Annotated in this window: 18 protein-coding genes; 3 read left to right on the forward strand and 15 right to left on the reverse strand. The window is 68.1% G+C overall.

Going from position 1 to position 19368, the window contains the following annotated elements:
* The first annotated feature begins 513 nt into the window (after positions 1-513).
* Positions 514-2178 carry a hypothetical protein gene (locus ACFY2X_RS25895; RefSeq protein WP_389942199.1) on the forward strand — a complete coding sequence of 555 codons (1665 nt, stop codon included), beginning with the start codon at positions 514-516 and terminating at the stop codon, positions 2176-2178.
* Positions 2159-2449 carry a hypothetical protein gene (locus ACFY2X_RS25900; protein ID WP_389942202.1) on the forward strand — a complete coding sequence of 97 codons (291 nt, stop codon included), beginning with the start codon at positions 2159-2161 and terminating at the stop codon, positions 2447-2449. Before ACFY2X_RS25895 ends, ACFY2X_RS25900 begins: the two co-directional genes overlap by 20 nt.
* A gap of 259 nt (positions 2450-2708) precedes the next feature.
* On the opposite strand, the gene ACFY2X_RS25905 is transcribed toward ACFY2X_RS25900, so the two are convergent.
* Positions 2709-3353, reverse strand: a complete 645-nt coding sequence (locus ACFY2X_RS25905) for a LysE family translocator (RefSeq protein ID WP_389942205.1) — start codon at positions 3351-3353, stop codon at positions 2709-2711.
* Between the two features lie 43 nt (positions 3354-3396).
* A complete protein-coding gene (locus ACFY2X_RS25910; RefSeq protein WP_389942208.1) occupies positions 3397-4257 on the reverse strand; it encodes a LysR family transcriptional regulator in 861 nt (286 codons plus the stop codon).
* Positions 4258-4331: 74 nt separating this feature from the next.
* On the opposite strand from ACFY2X_RS25910, the gene ACFY2X_RS25915 reads away from it, so the two are divergent.
* Entirely contained in the window at positions 4332-4856 is a 525-nt protein-coding gene (locus ACFY2X_RS25915; RefSeq protein WP_389942211.1) for a cysteine dioxygenase, read from the forward strand.
* Between the two features lie 20 nt (positions 4857-4876).
* Here the strand turns inward: ACFY2X_RS25915 and ACFY2X_RS25920 are convergent, their stop codons facing one another.
* From ACFY2X_RS25920 to ACFY2X_RS25980, 13 genes are all read right to left on the reverse strand, one after another.
* A complete protein-coding gene (locus ACFY2X_RS25920) occupies positions 4877-5623 on the reverse strand; it encodes a PspA/IM30 family protein (protein ID WP_389942214.1) in 747 nt (248 codons plus the stop codon).
* A 28-nt stretch (positions 5624-5651) separates the two neighbouring features.
* Positions 5652-6386, reverse strand: coding sequence for a hypothetical protein (locus ACFY2X_RS25925; RefSeq protein ID WP_389942217.1), 735 nt, complete (start codon positions 6384-6386; stop codon positions 5652-5654).
* Complete coding sequence (locus ACFY2X_RS25930; protein ID WP_389942220.1) at positions 6386-8212, reverse strand: extracellular solute-binding protein; 1827 nt, start codon at positions 8210-8212, stop codon at positions 6386-6388. The genes ACFY2X_RS25925 and ACFY2X_RS25930 overlap by 1 nt, the downstream gene beginning before the upstream one ends.
* A gap of 74 nt (positions 8213-8286) precedes the next feature.
* Positions 8287-10071 (reverse strand): substrate-binding and VWA domain-containing protein, encoded by a 1785-nt coding sequence (locus ACFY2X_RS25935; RefSeq protein WP_389942223.1) that lies wholly within the window; start codon positions 10069-10071, stop codon positions 8287-8289.
* 75 nt (positions 10072-10146) lie between these two features.
* Positions 10147-12387 (reverse strand): MMPL family transporter, encoded by a 2241-nt coding sequence (locus ACFY2X_RS25940; RefSeq protein ID WP_389942226.1) that lies wholly within the window; start codon positions 12385-12387, stop codon positions 10147-10149.
* Positions 12388-12649: 262 nt separating this feature from the next.
* Complete coding sequence (locus ACFY2X_RS25945; protein ID WP_389942229.1) at positions 12650-12868, reverse strand: hypothetical protein; 219 nt, start codon at positions 12866-12868, stop codon at positions 12650-12652.
* Positions 12865-13206, reverse strand: a complete 342-nt coding sequence (locus ACFY2X_RS25950) for an ArsR/SmtB family transcription factor (RefSeq protein WP_389942232.1) — start codon at positions 13204-13206, stop codon at positions 12865-12867. The genes ACFY2X_RS25945 and ACFY2X_RS25950 overlap by 4 nt, the downstream gene beginning before the upstream one ends.
* Positions 13207-13362: 156 nt before the next feature.
* Positions 13363-14028 (reverse strand): TetR/AcrR family transcriptional regulator, encoded by a 666-nt coding sequence (locus ACFY2X_RS25955; RefSeq protein WP_389942235.1) that lies wholly within the window; start codon positions 14026-14028, stop codon positions 13363-13365.
* Between the two features lie 29 nt (positions 14029-14057).
* A complete protein-coding gene (locus tag ACFY2X_RS25960) occupies positions 14058-16466 on the reverse strand; it encodes a YhgE/Pip family protein (protein WP_389942238.1) in 2409 nt (802 codons plus the stop codon).
* Positions 16463-17413, reverse strand: coding sequence for an ATP-binding cassette domain-containing protein (locus ACFY2X_RS25965; RefSeq protein ID WP_389942241.1), 951 nt, complete (start codon positions 17411-17413; stop codon positions 16463-16465). The genes ACFY2X_RS25960 and ACFY2X_RS25965 overlap by 4 nt, the downstream gene beginning before the upstream one ends.
* A 288-nt stretch (positions 17414-17701) precedes the next feature.
* Complete coding sequence (locus ACFY2X_RS25970) at positions 17702-18157, reverse strand: hypothetical protein (RefSeq protein WP_389942244.1); 456 nt, start codon at positions 18155-18157, stop codon at positions 17702-17704.
* A gap of 279 nt (positions 18158-18436) precedes the next feature.
* Positions 18437-18955, reverse strand: a complete 519-nt coding sequence (locus ACFY2X_RS25975; protein ID WP_389942247.1) for a type II toxin-antitoxin system RelE/ParE family toxin — start codon at positions 18953-18955, stop codon at positions 18437-18439.
* Positions 18956-18957: 2 nt separating this feature from the next.
* Positions 18958-19269, reverse strand: a complete 312-nt coding sequence (locus tag ACFY2X_RS25980; protein WP_389942249.1) for a type II toxin-antitoxin system prevent-host-death family antitoxin — start codon at positions 19267-19269, stop codon at positions 18958-18960.
* Between the last annotated feature and the right edge of the window lie 99 nt (positions 19270-19368).

Below are 19368 nucleotides of genomic sequence, written 5' to 3' on the forward strand. Positions count from 1 at the left end.
GCACATGCTGATCGCGCGTTCGGCCGGAACCGGAGTCAGGATCGGAGTCGGGATCGGAGTCGGGGCTGGAGCATTGGCGAATTGGGCCCTGGAGACGCGTCTTGACGGAGTGAATCCATCTTTGTCAAGACGCAGGTGATTAGACTTGACAAGAATGGGTAAAGATCATTTTGTCGGGTTTGTGTAGATTTTTATGGAATGGTGTTTAGGGTTTATTGTCTTGCTGGTTTCGGTTTGATTAAGAAAGCGCTCTCTTTCTCTCACCATGTAAACCTGGTGCTCAATCGAAGCGATTTCCTCCATGTCGTATGAGGCGAAACCGTTCGTGTGAGGTCAGAGAGGCTGCGCAAGCACGTGATGAGCTGGTCCAAAATTCATTCCGCCGCCGCAACGTTCATGATCGGGGTATTGGGATGGCTGGCCTTCATGCCATTGCCGTGGCGGCATTCGGATACTTCTTCGGATCAAGTGCGACCGCTCTTCCAGCTGCGACCGTGGGTGGCCGCCGGGTGGATGCTGCTGACGATTCTGATCGTCGTCACGATCAACTACCGATACAAGAGGCGGGCGATGCCCTCCTCGGCTTCGGCGGCCGAAGACGACGACACGTCGGTTCTGGATGTGAGCATCCCGGACCTGGAGCGGGTGTTCGACCTCCGCGCCGAGGCGGCCCTGTCCAGGAAGATGGCCGCCCTGCCGATGTTCGTCTCCCTGATCCTCCAGCCGGAGAAATCGCGGATGCGAACAGTGGAGACCGTCTCCCTCGAAGGCCGTGTGATCGTTCAGGACGTCAGGGTCGAGATGTCGCTGTCGGACGCGCTCCTGGACGCCTCGTGGGAGGAGGAGAGCCCCGGAGGCGGAGCGGGAAACCGGTGCGGCGGTGACGGGGCCGGAACCGGCTCGGAGATCTACGTGCCCATATTGAACTGCCCGAAGAAGGAGATGATCGACAACTTCCACGTTCAGGATCGCGAGGGAAAGGCCCTCGACATCCTCTGCTACGAGGAGACGCTCCAGCTCATCTCCTCCTCGCTGCACTTCCTGATCCACGCGGTGCTGCGGCAGATCAACTGTGACGCGAAGGCCGACGGGGAGGGGATCGACACGGCCGAGGCCCTTTTTCTCATGCTGATATGCGGAAACGCCACCGCTTCGCCCAGGACGACGGAGAAGACCATCCAGGCCGGGCTCCTTCACCTTGGCATCGGAAGGAAAAGTGACCTGGAGCCCCAGAGCGTCACCTGGCTGCGCGAGTTCGTGAGAACGCTCGCGAACGCCTTTCCCATCGTCGTGGTCGTGCCGGAAATGCATGCCTCGCGGCGCCTGCAGATCTCGTACTGCCGGACGACCATACCGCCGAACAAATCCAGGCAGCTTCGTCACTGGCTGCGGCTGATGCTGGGACTCCGGCCGGTGACCGTTTACCTGTCTCCCGGCATGGCGCACAACTCGAGGTCCTACCACCTGCAGGTGAAGGCTCCGGACTCCCAGTATTTGATGGAACAGACCCTGCGCTGTGCGGAGTGCGGACGGAAGCTCAGCACCTCGGAGTTCGAGGCCGACAGCCGCGGAGGGTGCAGCCATGTCCGGCCGTCGGGCGACAGCGAGCCTTACTTCCAGCTCCTGCGCAAGAGGGGGCAGCACTACGCCCACCTCTACATGCGCGGGTTCGCCGGCCTGCAGGAGCGCAACATCAAGCTCGCCGCCTCTTTCGGGGAGGTGCCGCCGGGCACGCTGGCCAGTGCCGCCATCACGGCGGTGACCTCGTTCCTGCTGATCACCGCGGTCGGCGTCGCCGAGACGACGGGGCTGACCCGCGACAGCGACATCCCGGCGATTCTCCTGGTGCTTCCGGCGGTCGCGGCCTCGTGGTTCGGCTTCTCCTCCGACAGCGAAGCGGTGCTCCGGGCATCGCTCGCCGCCCGCTGCTCGCTCATATTGGGCGGTTTGGCTTCTCTGGCGGCCTCTGCCCTTTTCATCGTCTCCGCGGATGCCGCGTATCAGGTTCGTGATTCGACCGTCGTCATGGGTATCGAAGTGGGATGGTGGTGGTCCGTACTCATCTATTTGTCTGGCGCCAACCTCGTCTATGTCATGATCCAGCTGATCGTCCGGTCAAGCGCCTACCGAAGGCTCTTGCGGAAGGAGACCGTCTTCAATGACGATGCAGTTACATAGAGAGGCGGGAGCGGCCTTGAGGAATGATCCTCCAGATGGCGTCTACGTGGTAGAACCCATCGAATACGTGCGATCGTCCGTCTTGCCTGACAATGAACTGCTTAAAGATCAAGAAGAGGTCAAATCCCTCCTGAGAGACACTCGGAATTCCATACGGGGTCGTTCGAAGGAGAAGATCGCCGCAGCGATCGCGGCGGCGGTCGCCGAGGTGGCGAAAGACCAGAAGAACTCCGGCCGCGCCGCGAGGAAGAACCGACGCCACAGCGCCTGAGTGACCAGCCCCGGAGAGATCCCCTCCGTCCTCCGGCGTTGCAGATGGCCGGCAGATGCTCCTAAGCGTGCCCGGCCTGTCGTGTGTGTCCTCCTCCATGGCCTCCACCGCCCGCAAACGGTGCTGCCCGGCCATGGACGGCCATGGCCGGGCAGCACCGCGGACGCGCTGAACCGAGCCCGCAGGGCCGGCATCGACTGGCGTGACGTCTCACCCCACCACGGCCACGATCACATCGCGCTGACCTGACAAAGCACCACTAGGCCTTGGCCGCCGCGCTCTCGCCGGTGAACGCGGCGACGGCGCCCAGGCCGAGATAGACCATGCCGCTCGTGACGTCCAGGCGGCGGCGGGCGCGGGCGGAACGGCGCAGGCGACCGGCCATGGCCGAGGAGAGCAGGGCGAAGGCGCCGTCGCTGGTCATGCCGAGGGCGATCCAGATCAGGCCGAGCAGCATGATCTGCGGGGCGATCGGGCCTCGCGAGGGATCGGTGAACTGCGGGAGGAAGGCCAGGAAGAAGATCGCGGTCTTCGGGTTGAGCACGTTGACCACGAAGCCCTCCCAGAACATCCGGGTCCTGGTCACGACCGGCGCTTCGGCGGTCTCCGCGCCGTCCGTGCGGGACATCAGCTTGCGGATGCCCAGCCAGACCAGGTAAGCCGCGCCCAGGTATTTGACCAGGGCGAACGCGGTCGCCGAGGCGGCCAGCAGGGCGCTGATGCCCAGGGCGGCGGCGGCCACGTGAACCACGGAGCCGAGGTGAATGCCCAGCACCGAGATCAGCCCGGCGCTGCGGCCTTGGGCGACGCTTCGGGTGACGATGTAGAGCACCGCGGGGCCCGGCACGAGCAGCAGGGCGAGGGTCGCGGCGGCGAAAAGAGCAAGCGTCGTCAAATCTGGCATATGTCGATCGTAGGGCCGCTGTACCCATGATCGCCTCTGTGTTTCATATGGCGGTCCTGAGCGTCGCCAGGAGTGCGGCGGTGGCCGGGGAGTGGGGCGGCTCACCGTAGGTGGCGGCGTAGACATGCCGGGTCGAGCCGGGCAGCTCTATCGCGTTGACCTTCGGATGCCGGTGCGCCTGCAGGGCGAGGCCGGGCAGGACCGTCACCCCCATCCCTGCGGCGACCAGGGCCTGGACGGCGACGATGTCGTCGGTGGTGAAGGCGATCTCCGGCTCGAAGCCCGCCCTGTCGCACAGGTCGAGCAGATGGCTCCGGCACCGGTCGCAGCCTCCGATCCAGCGGCTGTCGCGATGGGAGAACAGGTCGCCGGTCCGGCCGGGGGTGATCAGGTAGCTGGGGTCGTCCAGCAGATGGGCCAGCCGGATGCCGTCGGCCTCCGGGGCGGTGTCGTCGTAGCGGAAGATGACCGCCACGTCCACGTAACCCGCGCGGAGCATGCGCAGGGCTTCGGGCGGCTCGGTCTCGGTCAGGCGCAGCTCCAGGCCGGGGTGGTCCCTGGCGAGCAGGGCGGCGGCCTCCGGAACGAACGTGCCCAGGGCCGAGGGGAAGGCGGCCAGCCTGACCCGGCCCGCGCGCAGGCCCACGTGCGCCGACAGCTCGGCGGACGCGGAGTCGATGCGGCCGATGATCTCTATGGCCCGCTCCGCCAGCAGGCGGCCCGCCTCGGTGAGCCGGATGCCCCGGCCGACCCGCTGGATCAGCTTGGCCCCGGTCTCGGCTTCGAGCTTGGCCAGATGGTGGCTGACCGAGGGCTGGGAGTAGTGCAGTTCCCTGGCCGCGGCGGTGACCGAGCCGTGCCTGGCCACGGCGGCGAGCACGCGGAGCCGTACGACATCGAGCATGTATCAAAGTTATCTATTAATAAGCAGAAAGATAGGCATTAGACGTTATGTATTGGCGGGCGCACTCTTGAGACATGGGAATCATGACACTTGCCCGTCCCGGCCTGGCGGAGCTGGTCACGGGGATCCGAGAGCTGACCGGCAGGTTCGCCACCCCGCGGGCGACGGCTTTCGCCGTGGCCGACCTGCTGCGCGAGAAGCTGCCCTCCCCGGAGATCCTCACCGAGGAGGAACGCCTCGGGAGCCCGGACAGCTATGTCGGCCACACCCTTCACACCGAGGCCGCCTTCTCGATAACGGCCGTGGTCTGGAGGCCGGGGCAGGAGACCGTGATCCACGACCACATCGCGTGGTGCGCGTTCGGGGTTTTGCAGGGCGTCGAATACGAGACGCTCTACCGCCTCGACGGCGACCACCTGACCGTGATCGGCAAGACCGCCAACCAGGTGGGTGAGGTCAGCGGCTTCGCCCCGCCCGGAGACATCCACCGGGTCCGCAACATCGGCGACAGCACGGCGATCTCGCTGCACATCTACGGCGCGGATCTCAGCGTCGCCCAGAGCAGCGTCCGCCGCACCTACGACCTGCCCGTCCGCTGAGACGCGCCCGCCGATCCGCCTCAGCCTTCGATCTCGGGCTTCTTGTTCAGACCGAGGCTCTCCTTGATGGCTTCCAGGCGGGCGGCGCCCTCGACGTCGATGGCGGCGCGCTCGACCTCGATCATCCGCGCCTCGACGGAGTTGGAGGTCAGCTCGGCCTCGCCGAGGGCACGGGCGTAACGCTTCTCGATCTTCTCGCGGACCTCCTCCATGGTCGGGGTGTCCCCGGCGGGAGTGAGGCCTGACAGGTCGCCCATGGCCTTGTTGAGCTGCTCCTGCATCTTGGCCTGGTCGAGCTGGGAGAGCAGGCGCATCCGCTCGGCGATCTTCTTCTGCAGGGCCATGGCGTTGTTCTCGACCGCCGCGCGGGCCTGGGCGGAAGCCTGCTTGGCCCGCTCGTGCATGAGCTGGGCGTCCTGCATCGCGGTTTCCGCCGCCACCAGCCGGGAGGCGAAGGCGCGGGCGGAGTCCTCGTAGGACAGGGCCTTGCGCTCGTCGCCCGCGGCCCTCGCCTGCTCGGCCAGCAGGATCGCCTGGCGGGCGTTGGCCTGGAGCTTCTCGGTCTCCTCCAGCGAGCGGGTGAGCTTCATCTCCAGCTCGCGTTCGTTGCCGATGACCGCGGCCGCCTGCTGGGTCAGCCGCTGGTGCTGCTCCTTGGCCTCCTGGATGGCCTGCTCGATCTGGATGCGGGGGTCGGACAGCTCGTTCAGCCGGCCGGACAGGGCGAAGACCATATAACGCCAGGCCCGACGGATGACCTTGAACATGGGGGGCTCCTTATCGATCCGGCGCGTCTTACCGATCCAGCGCGTCGCGGGTGATCTGTTCGGTTTCGTGCAGGCCCTGGCGGACCCCTTCGAGGTTGTCGGCGAGCTCGTCGAGCGCCCGGGTCGACTCCAGGGATCCGGTCGCCGACATCGCCGACAGCTCCACCACCCGGGCGACGAGCGCCTCGATGCTGATCGTGCTCGATTCCAGCCGGGCGAGCACCTGATCCCGGGTCTCGGAGAGACGGTCGACCACGGCCTGCTGGGAGGCCAGCGAGGCGAGCGCGCGATCGATGTCGTGGACCAGCTCTTTCCTTGCCTCCGCGCGGGCCCGCGTCAGCCGCGTGTGCTCCCGCGCGAGATGGTCGAGGTCGAACCTGGCGAGGGCGGTGCCGGTGAGCGAGGCCTGCTCGGCCAGGCGCTCCAGCGTGGCCGTCGAGTCATCCACCTGAGGCCGCATCAGCGCGATCCGCTCGGCCAGCGGGCCGCGTTCCATCGAGGCGCTCAGCTCGCCGAAGCCGTGCGCGGCCGAACCCGCCCGTCCCAGCCAGTAGGCCTCCTGGCTGCCCGGGGTGACGACCGGCGCGGTACGGCTGTCGCCTCGTCCCTGCAGGGCGGCGATGGCCGCCTTGGCCAGCCAGACGGTGACTCCGACGGCCCCGGCGGCGGCCGGGTGCACGCTGACGGCCCACGCGGCACCGCCGGCGGTCGCGCCGAGCAGCAGACCCCAGGGATCTCGGAGTTCTTCCACGAGTCGGGACATCAGAAGTTGGATACCACCGCGGTGAACACTTGGTCGATACTTCCAGGTTTGCGGGAGTCGTACGCGGCCGCGCTGGTCGCCTCGGAGATCTTCCCGAGCACGTCGAGGTCGGCGTCCTGGCCATAGGCGATCGTGAACATCCGCACCGACTCCTGGCCGGTCTCGGTGCGCAGGTTCGGCAGCAGGTTCTCCAGCGAGATGCTGCCGGTGTCCTCGTTCTTCCCGTCGGTCAGGAAGACCACCGCGTTGATCGCGTCGCCGTTGTGCAGGCCGCGCACGTGCTCGAAGGCGGCGAGCGTGGTGTCGTACAGGCCGGTGCCGCCGTCGGGAGTCAGGCCGTTGAGTCTGGCCTGCAGTTTCTTGCGCTGGACGGCGTCCACGGTGGCCATGGGGGTCAGTTCGAGGTAGTCCTTGTCGCCGTCTCGCTTGGTGGAGAACATCCACAGCCCGACCTTGTCGTGCGGGCCGAACTGGGGCAGCGCGTTGATCGCCGCCTGCTTGGCCAGCTCCAGTTTGTTCTTGCCGGTATCGGGCACGGGGGCGCCCATCGAGCCGGAGACGTCGATCACCATGAGCACGTTCGCGGGCTTGCGCAGGTCGGCCCAGCTGGTGAGCACCTTGTCGAGCACGTTCGGCGCGGGCGGGTTCAGCGTCATCTTCGGCTCGGCGGGCAGCAGCCCGTTCGCCTCGGTGATCAGCTTGCCCGGCTTCCCCTCGTGGGACCGGAAGGCGAACTCGGCGAACCGCTCCTGCTGCTCGGTGGTCCGCAGGTGGGCCAGGAAGTCGGCGGCCACCTGGCGCTTGGCGTCATCCACCCACGGCGCGGTCAGCACCGCGTAAGGGTTGTCGGAGTAGAGGGTGCCCTCCTTGGGATAGATCGCCGCCAGCGGCACCCTGGGCTTGCCGTGCTTGCCCAGCGTCTTGGGGTCGCCGGTCGGGTTGCCCTGGTTGTAGTCCCAGACCGACTTCTCCTCCACGGCCACCGCGGAGATGTAGCTGAGACCCGCCCCCGCGTCGTCGGCCCGCTGGAGGTTCGACAGGAACGTCAGCGTCGTGTCGCCGTAGTGCACGATAGAGCGCTCCACGTCCTGCACGAATCGCCGGGTCTTGGCGTCGGCCACGTTCTTCTCCGACAGGTCGCCCGACAGGCCGGTGGCGGCGAAGTAGGCGCCGATGGTGGCGTTCAGGCCGCTGGTGGAGAAGCTGGGATTGGTCTTGCCCAGGCGGAACTTCCCCCATTCCGGATGGCCGTACTTGGCCCATGAGCCGGCCGACAGGTCGAGCAGGTCCGACCAGCCGATGGCCTTGCCCGGCCAGCCCAGCGCCTCGGCCATCGGCTTGGGCATCGCGATGACCAGTGGTGTCTTGGCGATCGACGGGTTGTCGGCCGAGACCAGGGAACCGGTGTCGGCCGCCGAACTGCGCTGCTGGAGCAGGGTGATCCAGCCGCTGCTCGCCGGGGACCAGACGTCGGGACGAGGACCGTCCTGGCGCTCGTCCCAGCCGCGGGCCAGGGCCACCATCGCGCCGCCGCTGGCCTTGGTCTCCACGACGACGTCGGCGCAGCGCCCACCGACCTTCCGGCCGTTGTAGCCGGCCGCGATCTTGCGCAGCAGCTCTGCCTTCTCCGACGACGCGGCCACGGTCAGGGTGATCCCGTCACCGCCGCAGGCCTTGACCTGTTCGGTGCCCTGGGACCCGGTCGGCTGGTCGTCCCCGTCATCCCCGATGAACAGCCGCAGCCCGACGATCAGTGTTCCGGCCAGAATGATCGCGATGACGAACGGAGCGTAGTTCCTGCGCCGTCGCTGCGGCTGCTGGTACAAACTGACCTCCCGATGGTGCCGGTATCTATCCGACGAACGAACCCTCGTCAGAGTTGCCGCATTCGGATACGCGATCAGAAGTTGGAGATCACGCTGGTGAAGACCTGGTCGATGGTGTCCGCCCGGGAGGAGTCGTAGGCCGCTCCGTCGGTGGCCTCGGCGATCTGCCTGAGCACACCCTGGTCGGCGCCCTCGCCGTATCCGATGGTGAACAGGCGCACGTCCGGGTTGAGCCTGCCGAGCAGGTTGTCCAGGTCGCTGCCTCCGCTCTTCTCGTTCTTGCCGTCGGTGAGGAAGACCACCGCGTTGATCGCCCCGGTGTCCTTGGCCCCGCGCATCCGCTCGACGGCCGCGAGCGTGGTGTCGTAGAGCCCGGTCCCGCCTCCGGCGGTCAGTCCGGTGAGCTGTTCGCGGAGTTTCGGGCCGACCCTCGACACCGAGTCGATCGGGACCAGTTCCCGGTAGTCCTTGTCGCCGTCCTGCTTGGTGGAGAAGGCCCACAGGCCGACCTTGTCATCCCCCCGGAACTGCGGCAGCGCGTTGATCGCGGCCTTCTTGGCCAGCTCCAGGCGGCTCTGGCCGGTCCCCGTGGCCTCCTCCTCCATCGAGCCGGACTTGTCCACCACGATCAGCACGTTGGCCCGCTTGCGCAGCTCCGACCAGCTCCGCAGGACCTTGTCCAGGACGGCCGGGGTGGGCGGGCTGAGCGTGGTGATCTTGGCGTCGGGGATGACGCCGTTCTCCTTCGTGGCCTGGGGTCCCGGCTTGCCGTCGAAGCTGCGGTAGCCGTACGACTGGAACTTCGACTGCACCGGGCCGCTGTGCAGGTAGGTCAGGAAGTCGTCGGCGACCGCCTTCTTCGCCGAGTCCATCCAGGTCAAGGGGACGTAGGGGTGGTCGGAGAAGAGCGTCCCCTCCTTGGGGTTGACGGCCACCAGCGGGGTGCGCGGCGGAGCGTGCTTGCCCAGGGTGGCCGGGTTGCCCGAGGGGTTGCCCCGGTTGTAGTCGGTGACGGAGTTCTCCTCGACCGTGATCGCGGAGATGTAGGCCATCGCCTCGCCCCGGTCGTCCGCGCGCAACAGGTTGCCCAGGAACGTCATGGAGATGTCGCCGTAGTGCACGATCGACTGCTCGACGCCCTTGACGAAGGCGCGGGTCTTGCCGTTGCCGACATCACCCGCGGTCAGGTCGGAAGTGGTGCCGGTGGCGGCGAAGTAGGCGCCGATGGTGGCGTTCAGGCCGCTGGTGGAGAAGTTGGGATTGGTCTTGCCCAGCTTGAACTGGCCCCACTCGGGGTGGCCGTACTTCGCCCAGCCCTTCGGGTCGGCGGCCAGCTCGGCCAGCTCCGACCAGCCGACGGCCTTGCCCGGCCAGCCCAGCGCCTCGGCCATCGGCTTGGGCATCGCGAACACCAGCGGTGCCGTCACGATCGGGGCCGGCTTGCCGTCGGCGACCGGTACGGTGCCGTCGGAGCCCGCCGCCTGCTGCCGGAGCAGCGTCACCCACGCGGAGGCGGCGGGGGCCCAGACGTCGGGCCGCTTTCCGTCGACCGGCTCCTTCCACCCCCTGGCGAGCGCCCGCATCGCGGTGCCCGAGTTGGCCTCGTCGATGACCACTTCGGCGCAGCGCCCGGCCACGGTCCGTCCGCTGTAGTCCTTGGCGACCTCGCGCAGGATCCAGATCTTGTCCTGGGAGGACGCCACCCGGATCTTCGCGGAATCGCCCGAGCAGGCGCTCGGCTCCGCGTCTCCGTCCCGGCCGAAGAACCAGCGCAGCCCGGCGATCAGCGCGATGGCCAGCACCACGGCCAGGAGGTAGGGCAGGATCCGGCGGCGAGGTCGTGCAGGGGAGTACACCACCGGATGATCGTAGGAAGAACCGATTTACCTGGACAAGGGTTTACCCGTTTCCCGGATCGCCCGCCGCTGATGCGGCTAGAGCGTCATCGGGACCTGTGCCGGCTCCTGCCGCCCCGGCGTGGACTGCATGCGCCGCATCGTCCGTGACGGCCACCAGCTCGCCCGGCCGAGCAGCGTCAGGATCGACGGCAGGATCATGACCCGGATGACGAAGGCGTCCAGCAGCACGGCGACCGCGAGGCTGAAGCCGATCTGCTTCATCTCGGCCAGGTGGAGGAAGACGAAACTGGCGAACACCGTGACCATCACGATCGCGGCACTGGTCACCACGCCGGCCGACCTGCCGATGCCGTCCAGCACCGCCTGGCGGGTGGGCACACCGCGCAGCGCGGCCTCCCTGATCCGGCTGACCACGAACACCTGGTAGTCCATCGACAACCCGAAGAGGATCACGAAGAGGAACAACGGCACCCGGGAGCCGATCGCGCCGGTGGCGCCGGGGTCGAAGCCGAACAGGGTCGTCGCCAGGCCGTGCTGGAAGAACACGACCAGCAGGCCGAGCGCGGCCACCGCCGACAGCAGGTTGAGCACGGTCCCGACCAGCCCGAGGACCACCGAGCGGAACACGACCACCGTCATGACGAAGGTCAGCAGCAGCAGGAACCCCACGACCAGCGGCAGCTTCTCGTTCTGGTTGGCGAGGTAGTCGACGTCGCGAGGGATGTCCCCGGTGACCGCCGCCTCGACCCCCGGCAGCTTGCCGACCGTGGCGGGCAGGTAGTCCTCCCTGAGGTGCGTCAGGGATTCCAACGCCTCGCCGGAGCTCAGCTTGAACGGAACGGGCAGCTCAAGCAGGCTGACCCGGCCGTCGGCCGAAGTCCACAGTTCCGGCTTCACGTTCCCGGCGAACAGCGGATCGGCCTGGGCGCGCCGGCCGAGAGCCCGAAGCGCCCCGGTCACCTCGCGCGCGCGGGACGGATCGGCGCTCACGACGACCTGGTGCTGGGCCCGCAACTCGGGGAAGGCGCCGGTCAGCCGGTCGTAGCTCTGCAGCGCCGGGATCTCGCGCGAGTGGCTGTCCTTGTTCAGCACTCTCAGCTGCATGCCCAGCGCGGGGAACGCCATGGCGGCCATGACGAGGACGGACACGCACAGCGTGATCCCCGGGTGCTTGCTCGCGGGCCGTAGCAGGGCGCTCCACATCCGGCCGATCTCGGCTTTTTCTCTCTTCGGCTCACGCGGTCTGCCCCGCTTCGCCGCCCGGGCGGTCCGGCGAGCCTCACGGCGCCGGGTCCTGCGGTCGATCGTGACCAGCAGGGCCGGCAGCACGGTCAGCGAGCTGGCCATGGCGACCAGCACGACGACGATGGTGCCGGTGGCCAGCGAGGAGAAGATGACGTCCGCGGCCAGGTACAGGGTGGCGGTGGAGACGATCACCGCGAGGCCGGAGACCACGACCGCCCGGCCCGAGGTCGCCGCGACGACCTCCACCACGGCCTCCGAGCTGAGCCGGCCGCCGGAGCGGGCCCGTTCCTCCCGCTCGCGCTTGAGGTAGAAGAGCGTGTAGTCGACGCCGACCGCCATGCCGATCAGCAGGATGACGTTGTTGCCGACACCGGCGTCCGGGAGGACGTGCGAGACGACCATCGACAGCCCCATGGCCGCGGCGATCGAAGACAGCGCCAGCAGCAGCGGCACGCCGGCCATGAGCACCGAACCGAAGACGAGCAGCAGGGTGACGAGCGTGACCGGCAGCGCGATCGCCTCGGAGAGGGCGAGGTCGTCGCCGCGCTGCTTGTCGACGCCCTTGCCGATGGAGGGGCTGCCGGTCTCCTCCACGACCAGATCCGGATGGGCTCTCTGCACCTGGGCGGTCTGTTCGAGCAGCGGGCCGACGTTGCGCTTGCCCTCAAGCTCGGAGCCCTTCATGGTCACTGTCACCAGGACCATCGTGCCGTCGTCCGAGCGGACCGGGGCGGCGACGCCGTCGACCTCGGGCAGCCTCTTCATCCGGGCGGTGACGTCCTTCGCGGCGATGCCGGCAGCGGCCGGGTCCAGCGGTCCGGACCTGGCGTGGATCATGACCTGTTCCACGGGCCGGCGCTGCAGGCCTCCGCCGGCCGCGATCGCCTCGGCACGGCCCGCCTCACCGACCCGGTAGTCCTCGGTCGTGGCGCTGTTGGTGCCGGCCGCTATGCCGGTGCCGAGGCACAGGGCGACGAACAAGAACCATCCGATGATCGCCCGCCATGGATGGGCGGCACTCCAGCCCGCGATCCGTACGGTCAGAGGGCGTTTGGCGACCGGTGTGATCATTGGGCCACCCCGGCGGACACGTCAGGGCGGGCCCGGCCGCCGACCGGCGAGGGGGCCGTGGGAATCGGCCGGGCACGCCGGGTGGAGGATTTGCATTCGAGCAGCATGAACTGCTCTCCTTTCCTTGGGGTCGTGCGTTCGAAGGCACGCCGATTGCGGCGTGGTCGCGCGACTTCCGTCTCCCGGGGTGGCGAGTTGCCGCTCGCCGCCCCGGGCCTGTCACCGCTTGAGGCGGTGTGGTCGCGTCACGAGACGCGAGAACTCATCCGACGCTCCGCAGGATCTGCTCGATGGCGGTGACCCGTGCCGTCAGGTCGGTCAGCTGGGTGTTGAGCTGCTCCTGGTTCCGTGCCGTCCGCTCGGTGGCCTCCCGATACTCCGACATCGCCGCCCGGTGAAGCCGGAAACAGGAGATGAAGCCCACCGTGACACCGGCGGTGAGGATCAAGATGATCCCGAGGGGGAGAAGGACTTCCTTCAACTCTGAGTCTCCTGCACGTCGTCGGGACCTTCCTGTTCGTCCGCTCGCAGTGCACCGAGGACCGTGTCCACTGTCAGGCGCACGTCGAACGGCACCAGCTCGAAATACTTCATTGCCTTGCCGTCCGCCGACAGCTCCAGAACGCCGGCTACCAGGCCGGCTTTCTCCATCCGCTCAAGGTGCATGTAGAGCAGCGGACGGGATATGCCGAGCCGTCGGGCCATCTCGCTGACGTGCACCCGGCCGCCGGCCAGCTCGGCGATGATCTGCAGTCGCAGCGGATGGCCGATGGCGGCGAGCAGCGCCAGCAGCTTCTCACTGGTCAGAATCCCATCCATAATCCATCGACCTTCCACCTGTAACATAAGTCTGACAGGTGAAATACCTGTCGTCAAACAACATCGGCCACCGCCTGGCGGGCGGTGGCCGATGTGGTGGTGCATGCCGTGGTGGGATGGGGGTGACCTCCTCCGCGGACCGCGGGAAGGCAGGACTCAGCCGGACACCCGCCTGTGCAGGAGATCGACCAGAGTGGCGTGGAGCTGCTCGATCGGGCGGTCCGGATGCAGCGCCCGGCGCTCGATCGAGACGGTCAGCACCATGCCGAACACGGCGGTCGCCGCGGTCTCCACATCCAGGTCCTCCCGGATCCTTCCCTCGGCCACCGCCCGGCGCAGCACGCCCGCGTAGACCCCCAGCGCCTGCTCGCGCAGCCTGGCCACCGCGTCCTGCCAGGCCGTACGCCACATCTCGGCGAGCAGGACCCGGGCGAACGCGCCGTACTCCTCGAAGAAGCGCAGCTGCGCCATGACCACCGCGTCGAGGGCGTCCAGCGCGGGCTGCCCGGCGTCGGCGTCGCCCAGCGCCTCGGCCAGCCGCTGGATCCCGTGCTCCAGCAGCGCCGCGAACAGGGCTTCCTTGCTGCCGAAGTTGTAGAACACCGTGCCCTTGGCCACCCCGGCCCGTTCGGCGATCGCGTCCACGGTGGCCGCGGTGTAGCCCTGCTCCGCGATCACCTCCACCGCCGCGGTGAACAGTTTGAGCCTCGTCTCGGCCCGGCGGCCGTCTCCCTTTTTCGCCGTCTCGCCCATCGCGGGTCCTCGTCGCTCTCGCTCCACGTGCACGCTCGTGCCCTCGGACCCGGTCCGCCGTTCCGTCATGGAGGAAACCGTAGCCGGGGAAATCATGGTCAGAGCGCCAGTTCGGGGTGCAGGCGGCGCATCGACCAGGTGCGTCCCTTGTGCACGGCGTAGACGCTCAGGCTCAGGCCCAGCACGACGAACAGGGCCAGCACTCCGCAGGCCTGCCAGACCACGGTGAGGTCGCCGCCGCTGATCAGGCGCCGCAGCGCGCTGACCACCCAGCTCATCGGAAGCCACGGTGAGATCGTCTGGAAGAAGCCGGGCGAGGTCTCGATCGGGTAGGTCCCGGCGGCCGAGGTGAGCTGGAGCATCAGCAGGGCCAGCACCGCGACCCGCCCCGGCGCGCCGAGCAGGGCGTTGACCGCCTGCACGATCGCCAGGAAGGCCGCCGCGGTGAGCAGCAGGACCCCGACCACCCCGGCCCAGTGCGCGGCCTCCATGCCGAGCCCGAACCTGATCACCGCCAGCAGCACGCCCACCTGCGCGGAGCCCAGGACGAGTCCCGGCAGCCAGCCGGCCATCGCGATCCGCCAGGCGGAAGCCGTACCGGCGAGGAGGCGGGGGTTGAGCGGGCGCAGCACCATGTAGCTCACCATCGCGCCGACCCACAGGGCCAGCGGGACGAAGAACGGTGCGAACCCGGTGCCGTAGTTGGGCACCTCGTTGACGACCTGGTTGGCCAGCTTGACCGGCTCGCTCATCATGTCGCTGCGGTCGGTGCGCTCGCTCTTGCCGTAGTCCGGGATCTGCTCGGCTCCGTCGCCGAGCTTGTCGCTCAGCTTCCCGGACCCGTCACTCAGCTTGCCGAGCCCCTCTTCGAGCCGGTCGAGACCGTTGTCCAGCTTCCCGGCCCCGTCGTGCAGCCTGCCGACCCCGGTGTCCACCTTGGCCGCGCCGTCGCTCAGCTTGACGATTCCGCCGTTGAGCCGGTTCAGCCCGTTGCCGAGCTGCCCCACGCCGTTCCCGACCTGGCCGATCGCCGTTCCGATCTTGGCGGAGCCGTCGCCGAGCTTGGAGACGCCGTCGGTGAGCTTGCCGCTGGCGGTCGCGGCGGTGCCGAGACCCTCGTGGAGCTTGGCCGAGCCGTCGGCCAGCTTGCCGAGGCCCTCGTCGAGCTGGTTGATCTTGTCCCTGGCCTGGTCGAGCCGCTTGCCCGCGGTCGGGGCGATCTCCGCGGTGCGACCCGCGATCTCGGAGAGCCTCCGGGCGTCCTGCTGGAGCTGGGCCACGGCCGAGCCGCCGCCACCGTTCAGGGAACCCTCCAGCCCGTCGGCCACCCCCCGGGTGGACTGGGCGAGTCGTTCGGCGATGGCACGCAACTGCGGGTCCGCCTCGGGGTTGGAGTCCAGCCAGCCTTGGAGCCTCTCCGCCTGCTGCCGCGCCTGCTCCGCGCCCTGCTTGACCCCGGCGGGCAGCGCTCCCGCACCGTCGGCGACCCGGTCGGCGCCCCGCTCGACGGCCTGCGCGAGCGTCTGGATCCGCGAGCCGTTCTCCTCCAGCACCGGGACGACCTCGTCGGCCACCTTGTTGATCATCGGCACCTGCGCGTGGACCTGCTCGTACGCCTGCGCGTTGCCGTCGGCGACCTGCTTGGCGCCCTGGGAGAGCTTGGCCAACCCCTGGCCCAGCTTCCGCGAACCGCTTTCCGCCTCGCCCAGCCCCCGTGTGAGCTTCGCGTTGGCCTCGCCCAGCTTGCCTGTTCCGGCGACCAGCTTGTCCGCCCCCGCCGCCAGCCTGCCGGTCGCGGTGTTGGCGCTGCCCAGGCCCACGGCGAGCTGATGGGTGCCGTTCTTGGCCTGGCCGAGGCCGGTGCTGAGGGTGGTCGCGCCGTCGCCCAGCTTGCCGGTGCTGTTCTGGGCCTTCAGGTTGCCGTCGTGGAGCTTGTCCGCACCGTCCGCGGCCTTGGCGGTGGCGTCGTGGAGCTCGCCGAAGGACACGAAGACGTTGTTCCAGTAGTCCTTCAGCGCGGTACGGCTCGCCGCGTCCTTGACCTCGGTGAACACCGCGTCGGAGATCGTGCCCATGATGTAGCTGCGTCCGGTGTCCACCCGCACGCCGAGCTCGGCGGGGGTCGGCATGCCGTCCCTGGAAGGAGAGGCGAGCCGGGCGCTGAAATCGGCGGGAATGGTCAGGGACAGGTAGAAGCTGCCGTCGTTCACGCCGTCGGCGGCCTGCCGCGCGTCGACCGTGTGCCAGCCGAGGACCTTACGGTCACGCAGTTCCTCCGCCAGCTCCCGGCCCGCGTCGACCGTCTTGCCGTCGACGGTCGCGGGCCTGTCCTCCACGACCAGAGCCACCGGGATGTTCTCAAGGTTTCCCTGCGGGTCCCAGAACGACCACAGGTACAGCCCGGCGTACAGCAGCGGCAGCATCACCACTCCCGCGAGCGCCGCCCGCGTCAGCCGCGACCGCGTGAACCTCCGCAGCTCCAGCCGCCCCAACCGCAGCGATCTCATCGGTCCTTCCCTTCGGCCAGTACGGCGTGCGTTTCGGGTTCCTCGCGGCGCGGTCCGGCCGAGCCTTCTGTTTCGCTCTCGTCCGGTACGGCCTGCGGAGTTTCCTCCAGGGCCGTTTTCGCCGGGTCCGTTTCCTCCGGGGCCGTTTCTGCCGGGGCCGTTTCCGCCGGGTCTGGTACGGCCTGCGACACCACGGCTTCCTCGACCTCGTCGACCTGCTCGGCGGGTTCGGCGGGTTCGGCGAGTTCGGCCGATCCCACTGGTTCCATCAGCTCCATCAGTCCCACCGGTTCCGCCGCTTCCGCCGGTTCCACCACCGGCTCCGCCGACGACAGACGCACCGCCGTCGCCAGCTCGCTTTCGGTGCACGACGCGATGATGGTCAGGCCTCGGCCCGCCAGGTCCTCCAGAGTCGCCCAGAGTTCGTCCTGCCGGTCCTGGGCGAGGCCGATGTCCACGTTGTCGAGGACCAGCAGCCCGGGTTCGTCGAGCAGCGCGAGCGCGATTCCGAGCCGCACCTGCTGCTCCCGGCTGAGGTCGCGGATCAGGGCCCGGTCGTCGGAAGACATGTCCAGCCCCGCCAGGACCAGAGCGTTCTGGGCCTGCGCGGCCTGCCGCTTACCCCAGAAAAAGCCCCGGGCGCGCTCGTGCAGGTGCTCGCGGACCGACAGCGCCTTCTCCAGGTCGTTCACCCCGTCGACGAGGCCGAGCGCGGCGACCCGGCCGATCGCCCTGGGCTTGGACCGCCCCGCGACGGTGAGCGTGCCCTCGGTGGGTTTCATCCGTCCCGCCAGGGTCAGGAGCAAGCTCGTCCGCCCGCTGCCGGCCTGTCCGGTGACGGCCGTGAGGCTGCCCGGCCCGGCATCGACGCCGACGTCGCGGTAGACCCACCCGTGCGCGCCTTTCAGGGACAGACCCACCGCGTGCACCGCGACCCCGTGGAACACCGCACCCTCACTATCTTTGAACTGACCGGTCAGTACAAAAATATCACGCGCAAAAACCCCACCGGCGACCGGTGGGGCCTGCTTCCCGCTATGGAACCGTTCAACCAGGCCTCCCGGCAGGCCGGGACGCGAACGGCATCAAGGTCGAGTCAGGCGGCCCGCTCCAGGTGGGTCTGGTTCCGATCGAGAGTGAGTAGGGGTTACCCGTGGCTCATGCCTGCGTGCTGAGCGTCAGCCGTACGGTGGTCGAATGCGGTTGGACTGATGATTCGGGGGAGGCTTCGGCGGCTACCTCAGCAGGTAGCCGAACACCTTCTCGCCGATGCTCTGGTCGGTGACCTCGATGCCGTTCGCCTCCTCGCGGGCGAACTTCACGGCGTCCTGAAGCTTGATGACCCGCTCCAGAAGCTCGTTGACCCGCTTCTGTGGAACGGCGCCGGAGAACGCGACCTTGGTCCAGAAGCCGACAACGATCTCCTCGTAGTAGACCTCGACCTGGGCCGGGTGCTTGTCGGTCGCCTCGGCCTTGACTGGGATGTCACGGTAGCGGAAAGATCGCCGGTTATCACTCGTTCTAGATACGTCCGTTTTAATTACGTACGTTTTAGTATCGTGCTGGCCGAACGGGGTGGCGGCTTGTCGAGGCTCTCGATCCCCGGCGGCCGGCCGAAGCACTCCGAGCCTCTGGCTGCCGACATTCACCGCCTCGTGCTGCTCGTGCAGGAAGCCGGATGGCGGGTTCACGTAGTCACCACCCCGATGAGCACACGCTTCGCTGACGCTCCTGAGTCGGCACGGCAAACCGGCGACCGGATCCGCAGTGCCTACCGGATGCCGGACGAACCCGAAAGGGCTACCTCCGGCCGACGCGGTGATCGTGGCGCTGGCGACGTTCAACACGATCAACAAGTGAGCGGGCGGGGTCGCTGACCGGACACGCGACCCCGGTGCCACCGAGGCCGCAGCAGCCCACGTCGGCTGGTTCCGAGGCGTGCGTTCCGGCTTCTGGGCAACGGGCGCGGGCTAACGCGGGTTCGAACAGAACTCCGCCCAAAGGTCGACGGCCTTCTCCAGATCGAGTGCCGCCACCTCCTCGCGGGTCATGCCCGCCGTGTAGATCAAACGGTCGGCGAGCCAGTCGGGAACCGGCTCCCACGCAGGCGGCTCGTCGACATGGATGTGATCGGTCAGGGCTCCGAGGCGGTCGATGACCTCGCCGAGACGGACGACCTCGGGACGTGAACCACCCGCTTCCCGGACCCGCGCCTTGGCTTCGGCGTAGACCTCGGCGTCGGCCCTCTCCCCGACGGCCCAGATCTCGCAGATCTCAATCGCCTTGTCCTCAGTGATCCGGTAGACGACCCGCCAGGTGTTCCGGCCCACGACGAGCTTGCGAAATCCGGTCAGTTCTCCGCCCAGCGGGTAACCGGCCTCGGGGTTCTCCAGGAGCAGAAGGATCTTTTTGAGGATCTTGGGTACGGCGTCCGGTCCGATCCTGCGGAGATCGTCGATGGCTGGATCGGTGAATACGACGTCGGACACCGTTATTCGTCCTCGTCCGGAAGCGCGGCCAGCGACTCCCGGGTGTGCCCGAAGGCGGAAAGCACGTCGTCGATCGATGTCCGCCGCCCGGTGTCCGTGGCCGCCCGCACGAGAACCAGCGCCAGATCGCGCAGATCCGCCGCGGCCTCCTCCAGCTCGCTGAGGCGCCGGATGCTCACAACGGCGGCGACCGGCTGATGTCGGCGGGTCACCACTAGGTCGGTTCCCTGCTCCGCATCCGCCACCAGCCGGGCCACCCCGCGCTGCGCGGCCTCGGTGACCGTGAGTTCGGTCGCGTCATGGAGAACAGTCATACACAGAACTATATAGAAGTCTGTACAGATTGGCGAGCGCTGAGAGTAGCCTCGTGTCAGACCCGTCGGGCAGGACCGTTCGGACGGGTCCTAGCTTGA

The organism is Streptosporangium sp. NPDC000396, from assembly GCF_042898655.1.
GTDB lineage: Bacteria > Actinomycetota > Actinomycetes > Streptosporangiales > Streptosporangiaceae > Streptosporangium.